This is a genomic window from Desulfotomaculum sp., assembly GCF_982386235.1.
Genome location: NZ_CEVWQM010000020.1, coordinates 1 through 14,954, shown reverse-complemented (window position 1 = coordinate 14,954; position 14,954 = coordinate 1). Strand labels below are relative to the sequence as shown.

General features: G+C 40.5%; 10 protein-coding genes and 1 pseudogene. 6 read left to right on the top strand and 5 right to left on the bottom strand.

The window, feature by feature from the left end:
- The first annotated feature begins 134 nt into the window (after nt 1–134).
- The gene (locus tag AC1U9Z_RS12415) at nt 135–1,109 is read left to right on the top strand and encodes a LysM peptidoglycan-binding domain-containing protein (protein WP_333529239.1); all 975 of its coding nucleotides are present in this window, start codon (nt 135–137) and stop codon (nt 1,107–1,109) included.
- A gap of 142 nt (nt 1,110–1,251) precedes the next feature.
- On the opposite strand, the gene AC1U9Z_RS12410 is transcribed toward AC1U9Z_RS12415, so the two are convergent.
- The 5 genes from AC1U9Z_RS12410 to AC1U9Z_RS12390 all read right to left on the bottom strand — a co-directional run bounded on the left by AC1U9Z_RS12410 (nt 1,252) and on the right by AC1U9Z_RS12390 (nt 8,954).
- On the bottom strand, nt 1,252–2,112 hold the full coding sequence (locus AC1U9Z_RS12410) for a DUF6385 domain-containing protein (RefSeq protein ID WP_333529238.1): 861 nt from the start codon (nt 2,110–2,112) through the stop codon (nt 1,252–1,254).
- Between the two features lie 82 nt (nt 2,113–2,194).
- Entirely contained in the window at nt 2,195–3,742 is a 1,548-nt protein-coding gene (locus AC1U9Z_RS12405) for a glycosyltransferase (RefSeq protein WP_333529282.1), read from the bottom strand.
- The gene (locus AC1U9Z_RS12400) at nt 3,717–5,246 is read right to left on the bottom strand and encodes a glycosyltransferase family 2 protein (protein ID WP_333529237.1); all 1,530 of its coding nucleotides are present in this window, start codon (nt 5,244–5,246) and stop codon (nt 3,717–3,719) included. The genes AC1U9Z_RS12405 and AC1U9Z_RS12400 overlap by 26 nt, the downstream gene beginning before the upstream one ends.
- Before the next feature lie 17 nt (nt 5,247–5,263).
- Nucleotides 5,264–7,000 carry a glycosyltransferase gene (locus AC1U9Z_RS12395; RefSeq protein ID WP_333529236.1) on the bottom strand — a complete coding sequence of 579 codons (1,737 nt, stop codon included), beginning with the start codon at nt 6,998–7,000 and terminating at the stop codon, nt 5,264–5,266.
- Nucleotides 6,993–8,954 carry a glycosyltransferase gene (locus AC1U9Z_RS12390; RefSeq protein WP_333529235.1) on the bottom strand — a complete coding sequence of 654 codons (1,962 nt, stop codon included), beginning with the start codon at nt 8,952–8,954 and terminating at the stop codon, nt 6,993–6,995. The genes AC1U9Z_RS12395 and AC1U9Z_RS12390 overlap by 8 nt, the downstream gene beginning before the upstream one ends.
- Nucleotides 8,955–9,073: 119 nt before the next feature.
- Between AC1U9Z_RS12390 and AC1U9Z_RS12385 the strand changes: the two genes are divergently transcribed.
- The 5 genes and pseudogenes from AC1U9Z_RS12385 to AC1U9Z_RS12365 all read left to right on the top strand — a co-directional run.
- On the top strand, nt 9,074–9,784 hold the full coding sequence (locus tag AC1U9Z_RS12385) for a DUF6385 domain-containing protein (protein WP_479957586.1): 711 nt from the start codon (nt 9,074–9,076) through the stop codon (nt 9,782–9,784).
- A 158-nt stretch (nt 9,785–9,942) separates the two neighbouring features.
- A complete protein-coding gene (locus AC1U9Z_RS12380) occupies nt 9,943–11,508 on the top strand; it encodes a CsxC family protein (protein WP_333529233.1) in 1,566 nt (521 codons plus the stop codon).
- 119 nt (nt 11,509–11,627) lie between these two features.
- Nucleotides 11,628–12,413, top strand: coding sequence for a CsxC family protein (locus AC1U9Z_RS12375; RefSeq protein WP_333529232.1), 786 nt, complete (start codon nt 11,628–11,630; stop codon nt 12,411–12,413).
- A gap of 356 nt (nt 12,414–12,769) precedes the next feature.
- Nucleotides 12,770–13,531: a CsxC family protein gene (locus tag AC1U9Z_RS12370; RefSeq protein WP_333529231.1), complete on the top strand. Its 762-nt coding sequence runs from the start codon at nt 12,770–12,772 to the stop codon at nt 13,529–13,531.
- Between the two features lie 111 nt (nt 13,532–13,642).
- Nucleotides 13,643–14,954 (top strand): annotated as a pseudogene (locus tag AC1U9Z_RS12365) (hypothetical protein); the annotation flags it as partial.

Genomic DNA, 14,954 nt, shown 5'->3' with positions numbered 1-14,954 from the left:
GTAGTAAAAAACGAAACTTTTTTCTGCTTGAAATAACATTATCCTATCGTTAAAATGGTAGTAATGGATATTTATGGATCATCCTGTAGAATTTATGAAGCTTTATATAAACATTGCCTAAAGGAGTTTGCCAAATGATAAAAAAGAAATATATCTTACCAGGACTCCTGTTCTCACTTTTGTTAAGCACAAACCCTGTCTTTGCTTCCAATCATACCGTCAAAGAAGGCGATTCCCTTTGGAAAATATCCCAAAACTATAGTATTTCTGTAGAGAAAATAAAAGCCTTAAACAATTTAAAAAATGACTCTCTTACCGTGGGACAAGTTCTTTATCTTGATGAAATTTCAGGTGCCCAGCAACCAGTGGCAAAGGAAAAAATACAACCCACCACGAATAATACCAACCAGAATGGCTGGCTTCCTCTCACTTCCCCGGCGATAACCCAGGAAAAGCCTGAGCCTGCTTCTACCGTTGCAGCTTACCGCCCAAATAATACCCTTTATACGGTGTTACCAGGGGATACCCTAGGGCTGATAGCAAATAAACACGGTCTTAGCGTTGAAAACCTGCGTCAGTTAAACAATCTCAAGGGTGATCTTATCTATGCAGGACAAACACTAGTTTTAAAGGGCACGGTATCCCGTGGTAGCGATATCAACCGCAGCGATGCCTTAGAGGAAAATTCTTCTGCCCGTTACGGTCAATTAGTTGATTGGTTTGAGGAGGGCATTCATATCCTTAAACCAAACCGAACCTTTTCTATTACAGATATAGCAACCGGGAAGGTTTTAAAGCTTAAAGTATTAGGGGGAAGCAATCATTGTGATGTGGAGCCCCTAACTAAAGAGGACACGGAGATCATGCTAAGTCTTTTTAACACTTGGACTTGGACACCCAGACCAGTTTGCATTCATATTGATGGCAAAAATATTGCAGCTTCCCTCTCTGGCATGCCTCATACAACCATCGAAAATATTCAAGACAATGAGGTCACTGGACACTTTGATATGTATTTACATAATAGCAAGCCCCACGGCAGTGGCGTATCACAAAGTTATGTACAAGAACATTATGATGCACTGAAAAAAGCAGTTGAGCGGGGCTAACCACCCCTGGTGGAAAAGCAACAGGAAGCCGGTACAATTTTTATGTACCAGCTTCCTGTTGCTTTCCTTTAAGTTTAAAAGTTGTTTTTACAATTAATGCCAGACAAATTCCCCAGGCACAATTTAACAGCACTTTTACATTTTATTGTCTGCCCTGTGCCCAAATCCTAATTGATCCTTCGGCACATTTATCAACCTTTAAGCGAAACGTAAGCCTTAGATAACGAGTAAAAAAATTGCTAACCACGACCTTCGATTGTCCCGGAACCAACTCAATTTCAGGCTCTTCATCAATGAAAGTCTCGTTGTCAGGACTATCCTGTAGTTTTATCAGTACATTCTCTGAGCCAATGTTTTTAACAATAAAACTAAAAACAGAGTAATTCCAGACCTCCACTGTGCTTGAATAGGTTGCCTGTTCCTTTACAGCATAGACCTTCTCCCAGTTTATCTTATTAGAAGGATTACCAGTAAAGGTTTTTATTTTTAGTAAAGGTTGTTTTAGTTTATCATTTCCATCGGAACCATGGAAAAGTAAAACGCCGTTCGTACCCTTATGTACGGGTACCAGTGCAAAACCGAAGTTCTTAACTCGACCTGTTCGATAGGCTTTAACAAAATCTGTAACTGGTATGACCAAGCAATTCGCTTTGTGATGAATGGGTATTATCCTTAAAGTTCCAGGTATGATCGGCGGCCTATTATAAAAATCAGTACCACAGTCTTTAAATGGTCCAGCCAATAATTGAATACCTAGATATTCTGGCGGTAACCCCAGAAAAGGTGGGTCAAAAAAATAAAAATATAATGCAGCTTTAGAAATCCCTTGGTTTTCAGGTACTTCCGCAAGATCAAAAAAAACATAGGAAATATAATTTGTATCTTTAATAAATCCTGAACGGATTTTCCCAACAGGCAGATACGGCGAATGACACTGGGGCTTTGCCAATTTATCATTAAATACAAAGGTATCCTTAATGGCACCCATGTTATAAATAGACATCGGGACTACACCTCATGTCCTTTTATATACGTTATGTTAGAAAGGCATATTTTGTGTAATAACTTAAAATTTCAGGAATTCTTCATCTTTGTTTTTCCTCCACCCATTCTACAAGGTTTGGGCAGGGATCCAATATGGACTCATACTGCTCTGCTATGCCATATCTGCTTTGTGGGTCCAATTTTTTATAGCGATAATACTTAGCCAGGCGGTCTTCTGGTTTCAGCCACCCCAGGTGTTTAATTCTCAAGGGGTGGTTCTCTCCATTCATACCACTTATATTAAGGGGGAACCTGCCACAGTGAAGGGGTGCTTCATGCCACCGGTAGTCATGGCCTGGTATATAGCGAACCATCAAGGGACGAAAGAATTGGTGGGCACACCAGTGTCTGTCTTCCCGATAATGACGCTCCGTCCACATATCAAAAAGACGAAAGGAATACCAGTAAACATCTTTCCTTTTAGCTAAATTTTTTAATATTGCAGGGGCACTGGCTTCAAAAACCTCATCCGCATCCAGTATTAGAATCCAATCTGGCTTCGTCCCAACGGCCATTTGCCAAAGCTGTTTTCTGAGACTTACTTCATTATCAAAACCTGAAACCGGGTTAGAAACCACCGTCAGGGGTATCCCCTCCAATGCCTGCTTGCACTCCTCAATGGTATTATCTTCGCTGGCATCATCCAGAATTACTGCATTATCAATGTATTGCCTGGCCTGAGCTAAAACTTGCGCTAAAAACCGGCCAGATTCATTGCGTACTAACATGGCCAGTGTGATTTTGTCGCCCTTTCCCTGCCCGGTGTCCTTCTGACTTTGCTTTTTTTTCCTGATTAAACCCATCTTTCTCTTATACATTTTAAGCTCTGCCAGCTCTGATTCTCGATAGATATGAAAGGGCGGATAAAAAGTATCTGCATAGAGTTCCAGGCCTAAAGCCGCTGCTCTGACACAAAAATGCCGATCCTCGCCCCAGAGGCTGATATTGTATATTTCATTAAAAGAAACCCCTTTTAATAAGGCCTGCCTGCTAATTAAAGTACATGCTCCCAAGCCACCAACTTTATAGGTCCCTGGCCTTTGCAACAGCTCAATAAACGCCATCATTCGTTTTTTAACTTCTTCTTCGTCCAGGGGCTCCCCCCTTTTCGAATCAAAAAGTTTGTATTGATCCGCTACCCATACCTGTGGCATGGGTGCTAATTCCGGTTCCCAAGTAGTCCAAAAGACCTCGGAAACAATATCCTTATTTAGGCTGACTAGATGACGTATGGTTTTAGGCTGCAGGTACAAATCTGAATCAACAAGAAATAAATAATCATACCCTTCCTTAATGGCCATATCGATGAAAGTGTTTTTAAATGAGGCTACCTTCCAGATTAATTGTTCATTCCATTGATGGGTCTTTTCATCACATACATATAAATCCTTTCCATCATTTTTTAAAATCAAAACATGATCCCTTTTTCTTGCAAATTGCTCCAATAAATTATGGTCGTTGTTATCATCAATAAAAACAAAATCAAGCTGCAGACCACGCCTTTCCAGCTTCTCTAAAGAATGTAGAAATTCTTGCAAAATTGCTTTCTTCTGTTTTATCGGACTACCGATCAATACTCTCTTTTTCAGCACCAGCCCCCCCTAACGCACTCCAGCCCAAGACATTTAAACCTTTGGCAGCAGCCCTTGGGCAGTAATCCTTGACAAACAGAATCATTAATTCCTTCATTAACTTGCTTACTCGATCATTTATTGGAAAATCAGCATAGCCCTTTTCCAACATTAAAGAATAATAATATAACTGTCTAACCGAAACACATAAATAGTTAAAGGATGCCCTCTTAAGAAAAGGCTCAAAATGAACGAATTGATATAATTCAAGTACTAATTGGCTCGGCATAAATTCTGGATCAGGCTTTTTCAACAATAAACCAATCTCTAAAAAAATAATGACAATTGCATAAGAAGGTTTTTGCTCCTTTAATAACTGTCTCCATAAACGATCCAATCGGTTTACGGACATTACTCTGCTCAATTTCTCGTCAATTAACGGATAAGCACACCCAAGTAAATCGACAATTTTAATTAAGGGATAGATATACCCACTTTCATGCTTTAATGAAGCTAGATACAGTTCCACCGCTTTATCAACATGCCCCAAAGACATCAAAACATCACCAACCAGACATAGATGTTGATGCCTTGGCAGAAATTTACCTTCGTCTTCTCCCAAGGACCTTACTAAATCTTCGGTAGCCTGAGCATACTGCTGCGCCTGCAGCTGCCCCAGACCCCTGCATATCAGCAACTGTTGGTGATTGGGAAATACCTTCAAAAACTCCTCTAGGAACCTAAATAATGGATCCAATTGGCCAAGATTTAATAAACCGTTAGCCGTGGCAACGATAACATCCTGGTAATAGCCCTCTGATCCATTCATTTGTGGGAGAGCTTTTTCCAAACATTTAACACCCTCGGCTATCAAACCCCGCTGAAAATATTCCAAGGCCAGAGAATATAAAAGAAAGGGATCAGCGGGGCTTTTTTCCAGCTCTTTGATAATAATGAAGGTATTACGTTTAAATTTTTCCTTCTTTTTGATTTCAATATCAAGATAGCCGAAATGGTTAATAAGGAGGGAGCAGGCCCGCAGACCCTTTCCAGCCGTTTCTTTGAGAATGGACGGTGCCACCTGTTCATGAATAGCACCGCTAAATCGGTATAAGGGGTTGTTTTTAAAGAGTCTGACAACATTGTCCGTCATAATCTCTCCGCCATCGCCCTGATAACTTTGAATCGAAACGAAGTAACCTTCAACCTGATCAGCGGCAAGCAGCTTATTAAAGTAATTCACGTCCAGCGGTGCCAGAACCTCATCTGCATCCAGTACCAGTATCCACTGGCCTGTAGCCTGCTCCAAAGCATAGTTTCTCGCATCAGAAAAGTTACCCTGCCAGGCATAGCTAAATACCCTGGCCCCTGCTGCCCTGGCAATCCCAACGGTGTCATCTGTGGAGCCCGTATCTACCACGACAACCTCATTAACAATTTGTCTCGCACTATTAATACAATTGAGTAAACGTTCTCTTTCATTTTTTACGATCAAACACAGACTCACGGTTTTTCCTGACAATTTGCCATTCACCAACTTTAAAACTTATAATCAACAAACCCTTTTATTTCATTCATTTTTTCTAAGTAGTAACGATTCAGTCTGTGGCCGCCCCCAGGAAGAAAGGTTACCGCCCTTTGCAATGTTGTCAAAAGATTGTGTATCTGAGAAACATCCCTGCTGGGATAGTCCGGCAGATAGTCATGGCAGATAGCAAGTAATTTTAGATAAAAGGTGATGACATCTTCCTTTTCATATTTCAGATAATTGTCAAAGGGCAAACCCCTATGAACAAACTGACTCAAATGATTAAGCACCCTGGCAGCAAATCGATGCTCTTTTTTCCTCCAAAGCTCTAAACTCATCGTCCTAGCCAAGTGGTAATTCCCCTTTAAGAGTAACCCCAGTGCCATATATGTTTTGGCCTCAAGGTAAAGGTCACTCTCATCGGGCACTTGTTCCATAAAGTCTAGGCCTTGCTTTATGTCGCCAGATAAAATATGGTACTTTCCCAGGCCGTATAGAAGTTCAATGGTTGGTTCAAACTGATCCTTCATCTCCACTAAACACTGTTTGGCATACTGGGGTAATTTCATTCTATTAAAGAGCTCAGCCACTGTTAGGGCTATGCGAGGATTATTAAAGAAGTTTTTTTCTCTGAAGTATTGTAATGTATCGTTCCAACCGCATCGATAAAGTTTAACCAGAAACAAGCCGTTGCTCGGATAGTGATACTGGTTATTGTGATTGATTGCTTGCTCGTAACACTGTTCGGCACCTTGCATGCTATTAATTTTTTCGTGACAAAAGCCTAAATGATAATAGGCTAAAAAATCATTTGTACCCTGTTGGTGACTAAAAAGTGCTGCCGGTGCATCACATTGGGTAGCTTGCTTAAACCATTTAATGGCCAGTTTATATTCTTCCTTTTCCTCCAAGGCACAGCCGGTCAGGTAATAAACATCTGGATAGCCCTTGTAACGTAACGCTGCTGCCTGACCCAGGATGATGACTTTGTCAAACTCCTTCATTAGGTTCAGACAGGTCAGTAAATAGCGCAAGGCGGCTGACTTAAACATAATGGAATCATCCGTTAAATCTCTATAAGCTTTTTCCAGATATGGTAGAGCCAGGTTTGGTTTGCCTAGACCTAGCCACTCCACACCCAGATAATAATTAACAAATGAATTCTCGGGATCATGGCTACTTTCATTCCTTAATGCGATCAGGTTTCGTCTCTTCTTCTTGTTGCGTTCCTTTGACGATAGCATCCCGTGTTTAATCTTTATGCCCTCTGCTACGGCTACTACCTCCGGGTTGTTAACAACGATCTGTTCATGAATCCTGCCCATAAAATAATAATCCGCTTTCCGCCTAAACAAGCGAAGAACTAGAAAGTTATTGAATTCCCCGGTTTGTTCGTTAATTGGATGTTCAAGGGGTACCATGTATGCTTCAACATTTTTGTCACTTCTGATTAAATCCCTAAGGTTAACAAAATCACAAATCAATGCCTCATCTGCATCAAGGGAAAGGATCCAGTCACCGGATGCTTGGGAAATGGCATAGTTACGGGCAGCACCAAAATCCCCCTGCCACGCATAAAAGTATACCTTCTCAGTATATTGGTATGCGATCTGAGGGGTATCATCGGTAGAGCCAGTATCCACTATAACAATTTCATCAACTAGAGCTTTGACACTTTCCAGGCAGGTACTCAGACGGGAGGACTCATTTTTAACGATCATAGCTAAACTTATGGTCATTTCACTCATGTTTAAATGCCCCTCCATCCGCTATACCCTCGTTATTATCCGAAGAATTTGTCCTTAGAACCTTCCTCCACTGCTCGTAAAACTCAATTTGCTTCATATAATAATGGGGTACGTCCGGCTCCATTTCTAATGCATAGCGGTAATGCAGCTCGGCCTCAACGTAACGTTCTTGCTTGCTGTATATCTCAGCCAGAAGAAAATGTCCCTCTCCTGTGGGTTCAAGTTCTAAATGCTCCTCAATTAATTCAACCGCTTTTTCATGGTAACCATATTCATAGAAAATTAGAATAAAATCCCGTTTCTTATCCTCCAGGCATCTGGGAACAACTCCGGCCAGCATCTCAGAAGCCCTTTCAATTTGCCCTAAATCAAGCAGTCTCTTAACAATGTCCAACAGCAGAGCAACGCCATCCGTCCCAATATGAATTTTTCGTGCTGTCTTTCTCTTCTCTTGGCATTTCAACATCAATTTAAGAATGCTTTCTGTATCCTCCGAAAGTCCCATGCTTAGGAAAGTATCCGCTATCCCGCGAACCTTTTTTTTCTTACCTTGAACCCAATAACAAAATAACTCATTAAATTTAACCAGGTGGTAAAGAGGGCTTTCCGGGGTAAACTCCCCTAAAATTCTTAGTGCCTCAAGATCCCTTCTCCTTTGAATCAAACAAAAGGCTTTCCGGAGCATAATTTCCCCTGAGACAATTCCCCGGGCAATAACCTGGTCAATAAATTCAAGGCATAACGGATAAGCACCCTGGTCATAAAAAATATTGGAGAGTGCCAACATGGCCTGGGTACTGTTGAAATCAAGAACCTTCTCTAAACATTCCTTCGTGTAATCTGGGTTTTGACGGGGCTCTAGTATCTTTATAATCCTTTCCAGTGAATAGATAAAATGAGGATTATCCCTTAGACTAGCCAGGTAGTGTTGCAGAGCTTCTTCAAGGTTTAAAAACTTTTCGGCAATTTGACCGAGATAATAGTAGGAACGGAAGCCCCTGACCCCGGCAAAGGATGCAAATTGGGGCGGCTGTTCCGGCAAGGCCACAGCCTGCAGGAAAAATTCAGCGGCTTTTTTATAACGTTTTAGGTCCAGACAACATAGGCCGGCATAATGATAAAGATCCGCATAGTGAGGAAAAAATCTGCTGCCAAGCTGCACTACCTCCAGGGCCTTTGCCGGCTGTTTGGCTGAGTAATAAGAAAGAACGATATATCTTAACAGCTTAGGGAAGTAAATTGTACCGGTGTCCGTTTGGTTAGCCACCTGTATGAGGACCTTTGCAGCCTCTGCAAACCTCTCTAAACGAAATAATTCAATCCCATAGTGATATTGTAAAATGTAGTTATTTGGGCTTTCTGACATTTCCTTTTCTATGATTTTTAGATTTCTTTCTTTTTTATTTTTTTCTTCTATTTGACTATCTAAGTAGCCATAATGATTGATTACAATCCCTTCAGCGATTTGATAGGATGCCGTTTTATTATTTTTGAGAATTACATCGGCAATTTGTTCATGAATAGCACCGTGAAAGCGGTACTGCGGTTTATTTCTAAAGAGGCGGAACACCAAGTCAGGGCAGGTTTCTACCCACCCCTCTTTGCCTATATAATTAATTATTTTAATAAAATACCCCTCACACTTTTCTTCCCCAACATATTTTTCCAAATTACCTTTGCTCTCATTCGTCAATTCCTCATCTGCATCTAAGAATAAAATCCAGTCTGATTTTGCCTGCTCCAGTGAATAATTTCTAGCTTCGCTAAAATTATCGTTCCACTCATAGTGAAAGATTTTAGCTCCCAATCCCTTTGCAATCTCTAATGTCCGATCGGTTGAACCAGTATCAACAATAATCATTTCATCCACAACGCCAGTTACACTTTGTAAACACCTACCAATGTTTGCTTCCTCATTTTTAACAATCATGCATAAACTAATCTGGTTTGCCATCGCGAATACTCCCTTAAAATTAACATTCTTTTTTAAAATATGCATAAAAAGTGTAACTTTCTACAATCCACCGAAATATTCTAAGGTGAGGTAAAATTTAACAAAGGGGGCAGCACAATATGCCTAACTTTAAAATTTTTCAGGACAATCCGGATTACGCTCGCATCAAGATTTATGGGGGCAATAATACCGCATTAAACACCGATTCCAGCGGTAATCTGACAATTACATCAACTGGTTTAGCCATTACACCGCCTACGGACGGTTTAGCTATCACCTCAACGGGGTTGGCTATCACGGCACCTGTCAATGGTCTCACCGTCACAGCCTCTGCCGATGGTTTAGCCATTACACCTCCTGCGAGCGGTTTAGCCATCACCTCAACGGGGCTGGCCATCACCGCACCTGCCCATGGACTCACCGTCACAGCCTCTGCTGATGGGTTAGCCATTACACCTCCTGCGGGCGGATTGTTGGTAACTGGTTCAGTTAATACAGCTATCGGTACCACCGAAGTAATTATCGTGGTGGCAGATAACGCGGATGTAAACGGCGGTCCCATCGCTGAAACAAATATCTTTACGGTCAATGCCTGGACCTACGGGGTGATTAATGCTTCCCTTGAGGAAAACGCCCAGGCACTGGTTAAACTGCAAATAAGCCCCGACAACATTCATTGGATTGATGATGTAAGCAACACCACCATTAACCAAAACAGCATGCAAACCTTTGTCAATACTACTTTCCTAAAATATGCACGGTTATATTACAGTGCCGTAAATGCTGCCAGTGCTATCACACTTAACATTTACTTCCAGGGTCAACTATAATAATTGCAAAAAAATGAAGCTGCCGGTATCGTCAGCTTCATTTTTGCAACGATAGTATTTAAAAAGTAATTGACAATAATCTTAATTTTTAAAGATTTTCAATAACCTGTTCAAACAGTCTTGAATAGCATGTTATAAAAAGTTGGAGGAGGATAGACATGTTTGATTTTAAAAACTTCTTCCTACCTGGTAGAAGTCAATATACAAATAAAGAAATACTAAAGGAATTTGAAAAATTATTAGTCCAGGTAAACCCAAACATACAAAATAGCTCCTTTTATAGCAGCCCTAATGATGAAAAGGAAAGTGAAACGATTGAAGTCCTTAAAGAGGAAGTCCTTAAAGAGGACATTATGCCAAGCCAGAGGAACCAGGAAGATGCCTTTGAAGATGAATCTCGTGATTCACAGATCACTCAAGCCTTTGTCCCGGATGAGGACATTTATCAAATTCTTGAACCAGAAATCATGGATGATATCCGTGTTGATTTGGAGGAATTATCTCAACTCGATATTATCTCCGCAAAATGGATAAAGGCAGAGACCTTCGATAAAATTAAAGATGTTTTACCTAAAAAAGAGGACTCCTTAGAAATAAAAGAAGAACCCCTAGAAATAACTCAAGAAATTAAAGCCCTTGCAATATTTGACGATCCTGAGAAGGCCGTGGCCCCTTTAGCTGAATCTAAAGTAACAAAAACAGAAATCTTTCCACACAAAAAAGAATCGTCTAATCTCCAAAAATGTGCTAAGGTCACTGGTCAAATTTTAAATAATTGTACCAGTGAGATATTTAGCGGTAATCTCTTACCAATTGTTGGCCCATTTAAAGCTAAAATCCCGGTGGTTTTATCAGAGTTTCAGATACAGTTATTTTTAAATTCCACGATCAAACTTCCTGAGTCCGCCTTAGAAATAAAAGAAATTAAGAAAAATGTAAAGCTGACCCAATGTTTACTGCTCCAGGAACCTGGAACGGTTACCAATCCAGGTAACCTCTTCATAAAGGGCTTTATCCGCAAAAATATTGACTATGCAACTTCACAATGTACGAACTCTGAAGGTGTTTGTGGCGATATCCGTCATTGTACGGTGGACGTTCCTTTTAACTGTGTAACTACTGTTACCTATCAAACCTTACCTTTACCGATACTGGAAAATAGTGTTAGTCAGTTCCAGTTTAGTCGTAAAGAAAAATTACAAGGCAAGGGTTTTTCTGAAAAGGACCAACTTCTTTCCGGAGATATGAGTGAATTTAACCAAATTAGCATGGAACATTTTAACGAATTGCCTTATTGTGAAATGATCAGTGCCAAGATACTCGAATACGATGAATTTATTGAGGGATCCCACCCTGATAATGAAGAAGCCCTTATCGGAGAGAAGGAATTTGAACAAATCGAGGAAAAAATGGTTCTTAACCTAACCCTTAAACTACTGCAAAATCAACAGGTTTTGCTTTCTCCCTTTCAACCACCGCCGCCCCCCATCGTACCTCCAAAAACGGTAGACCAAGACGATGAAATGATGAAGGAAGAATCTGAGGGGATAGAATCTGAGGAGGTTTCCATAATCGAAGAGGACTCCGTTCAACAGGGGAACTCCGAAGATAATATTCATTGCGAATTGGATAATATCGTAAAGTTACAGCAGGCAATGGAGGAATTTTTGGATAACGATGGATTTGCAAATACCACAAAGGATTGCCCCAAGGATTACACATGAACCATAGTTAACAGAAAATAGCTTGCAGAACAAATTTTTCTTGATTTTTTCCCATAATGTAACACCATTGGTTTGATTTGAATACCATGCACTATAAAACATTAAGGGGGATTAGAGACATGTCCAATAATGATGCTTTTTGTAAGCAAGCATGTGTTAAAGTAATTGGCGGTGGCTCCCAGCCAACCTGTGCCAGTACATTTCCAGCCGTATCCATACCAGTTGCTACTTTGCCTGTTACAGTTAAAATTCCTGTGGTAATATCAGAGATAACTGTAAAGGTAAATCTGGATTCCGTCATCACTTTACCGGAACCAGCACTGGAAATCAAAAATATTAAGAAGCGTGTAAAAGTAACCCAATGCCTGCTGCTGCAAGAACCCACCGTGGGCGGCGTTCCAGTAGAAACCACCACAGGAACCTTATTCCTTAAGGGCTTTGTACGTAAGAACATTGATTATGCTACCCGGTCCTGCTCCAACGCTGAAGGGGTTTGCGGCGATATCCGTCACTGCACAGTTGATGTGCCTTACAGTTGCACAACAACCATTCCCTTTACTACACCACCCCAAGCCCCCATTGCCAATACCCGGGATGAGTTTGAATTTTTCCGCAGAGAAAAGTTACCCCGTAATGCGGGCTTTGCCGAAAAAGACCATCTTCTTTCCGGTGATTTCTCAGAGTATAACCAAGTTAGTGAAGAATTCTTTACAGAATTACCCTATTGCGAACTGATCAATGCAAGAATTGTTGAGTATGATGAGTACCTTAACCGCACGAGACCAAATACCACCATTCCCTTTGAAGAAAAAGAATTTTCCCAAGTGGAAGAAAAGATGGTTCTCTACATTACTCTTAAAGTACTGCAAAATCAACAAGTACCCATTACCAATGGTACTCCCTAGCAATTAATCAGACAGCCAAGGTTTTTTCAAGACGTAACCAGGGATTTAGTCCCTGGTTATTTTGTTTTACATTTCTTACCATATAGTATTTAACTTAATAGGAATATGTTACCAATTTTAAATTTTATATTAAAAAAATTGTATTTATACTTTAGTTATCAACCTTCAGCCTAAGGTACCCTTAAAGCTGATGTCGTGCTTTGTGAAACTAGTTTATAGGGGTTTGTTAAAAAAGCATGGTTGATAAGAGATTATCTTCCTAAAATTAGTTTTTTTGGCTCCTCTTCCAATTTTTTGTATCAAACCTTACCTATGTTGAATAACATGCAGTATCATATAAAAGGAGGTTTGATAATATGTCAGGATGCTGCCCACCCTTTAAACCCAGTAAAATTGTTACTGGTGGAACACAATGTCAATGTTCCAGTACATTTCCTTCTATAACCATACCTGTTGCTACATTACCTGTTACTGTAAAAATTCCCGTGGTTTTGTCCGAATTGCAAATTACTATTCCAGTAAACTCCATCATTAAATTACCGGAACCAGCGCTGGAAGTAAAATTCATCAAGCACAAGGTAAAGGTTACTCAATGCTTGCTGTTGCAAGATCCCAATGGCACGGGTGCCATCACTGGTCCCGCCATGCTTTCCATTAAAGGATTTGTCCGTAAAAACATCGATTATTCTACCCGCCTTTGCTCAAATCACGAAGGAGTATGTGGTGACCTTCGTCACTGCACCGTGGATGTTCCCTTTAGTTGTATGACATCGGTTACCTTTACAACACCACCAGCTACTTTGCTAACAAATACGACACAAGAATTTGAGTTCTTCCGCACCGAACAACTATCCGGCCCTGGCTTTGCCGAAAAAGATCATTTACTTTCCGGCGATTTTTCTGAATACAATCAGGTAAGTCAAGAATTCTTTAATGAACTACCTTACTGTGAATTAATTAGTGCAAGGGTCTTAGATTACACCGAATATCTAAATCGCCAACGCCCCTGTGGTATGAATCTTCCCTTTGAAGAAAAATTTTTCAAAGAAGTAGAAGAAAAAATGACGATAACCGTGATTTTGAAAATTTTACAAAAACAGCAGGTTCCCATCGCATAAAAATTAAACTAGAAAAACACCCGCTTCGGGTGTTTTTTTAGTTTATGGTGTAACGGATTCCAGGTTAGTGGAATAAATTAACATGAATACGGAAAGGAGGTACTTTTTATAATGAATCAAACGGAGTTCAAGAAACATATCAAAACAATGGTTGAATCCATGCTTGATAAGGTCCCAAATTATTCCGCCCAAGATTTAACCGGTGATATTCCCGACCATGTGCTTAAGTCCTACCCAAATGGTTTGCCCGATGACATTGCAGAGCAAATCATTGAAGATCTATCCAGTAGCCTAAGTAAATTAGAACAATCCTTAGGCTTTGGGGACGATTGGGGGAATGCACAGGATTGGGGTAATATGCTCGATTGGGCAGGGTCCAATGATTTTGGTGATTTTGATGATTTTGGCAGCCACTGTGGCTGCAATGATGGAGCATGGAATGATTCCTGTACCCCCCATAATCCCTGTAAACCTCATAATCCTTGCAAACCACAACCCCCCCATGATGACAAATTGTTAAAGTGCTTTATTTTTACCTGTATTAAGCTAAAACTTATTTTCTGCTTGTTAAATCACAGGAAATTTGGCTTACAGGAAATTAAAAGGGAAATTAGAAATATTGAATGTGCCATCTTCAGTCCAACCTTTGGCTTACAGGAAATTAAACGAGAAGTACGCAACATCGAAAGGGGCGTATTTAGTCCCACCTTTGGTTTACCAGAAATTAAGCGTGAAATAAGAAACATCGAGAATGGTATCTTTAATCCAACCTTTGGTCTGCCAGAAATTAAGTCTGAAATCTCCTTCATCGAGAGCATTATCGGTGGCATCCTGACCGAGATTAACAACCCATCCTTTGGGCTTAGTGAGATTAAGGCTGAGATTTCCAATATCGAATCCGCAGTCTTCAACCCCACCTTTGGTCTGGAAGAAATTAAATCCGAAGTATCCGAAATACTCTCCATTGTAAGCACACTTAATGTTGAATGCCCAGGTGCTTTGTTATCGGATATTAAATCAGAAATCTCTGCCATTGAATCTGCTGTATTTAGCCCAACCTTTGGCTTAGAGGAAATCAAATCTGAAATCTCTTTTATCGAGACCGCTGTTGGTGGCATCCTGACCGAAATTAGCAACCTGACCTCTGGTTTCAGTGAGATCATTGCCGAAATCTCCAACATTGAGTCCGCTGTCTTCAGTGAAACCTTTGGACTCAGTGAGATTAAGGCGGAAGTTTCCAATATCGAATCTGCAATCTTCAACCCAACCTTTGGTTTGCCGGAAATCAAATCCGAAATCTCTTTCATCGAGACCGCTGTTGGTGGCATCCTGACCGAAATTAGCAACCTGACCTCTGGTTTCAGTGAGATCATTGCCGAAATCTCCAACATTGAGTCCGCTGTCTTCAGTGAAACCTTTGGAC

What these genes read in the sequence shown, in the direction of transcription:
- AC1U9Z_RS12390 (WP_333529235.1), bottom strand. Translation starts at nt 8,954, where the DNA reads ATGGCAAACCAGATTAGTTTATGCATGATTGTTAAAAATGAGGAAGCA.
- AC1U9Z_RS12380 (WP_333529233.1), top strand. Translation starts at nt 9,943, where the DNA reads ATGTTTGATTTTAAAAACTTCTTCCTACCTGGTAGAAGTCAATATACA.
- AC1U9Z_RS12415 (WP_333529239.1), top strand. Translation starts at nt 135, where the DNA reads ATGATAAAAAAGAAATATATCTTACCAGGACTCCTGTTCTCACTTTTG.
- AC1U9Z_RS12370 (WP_333529231.1), top strand. Translation starts at nt 12,770, where the DNA reads ATGTCAGGATGCTGCCCACCCTTTAAACCCAGTAAAATTGTTACTGGT.
- AC1U9Z_RS12395 (WP_333529236.1), bottom strand. Translation starts at nt 7,000, where the DNA reads ATGAGTGAAATGACCATAAGTTTAGCTATGATCGTTAAAAATGAGTCC.
- AC1U9Z_RS12410 (WP_333529238.1), bottom strand. Translation starts at nt 2,112, where the DNA reads ATGTCTATTTATAACATGGGTGCCATTAAGGATACCTTTGTATTTAAT.
- AC1U9Z_RS12375 (WP_333529232.1), top strand. Translation starts at nt 11,628, where the DNA reads ATGTCCAATAATGATGCTTTTTGTAAGCAAGCATGTGTTAAAGTAATT.
- AC1U9Z_RS12385 (WP_479957586.1), top strand. Translation starts at nt 9,074, where the DNA reads ATGCCTAACTTTAAAATTTTTCAGGACAATCCGGATTACGCTCGCATC.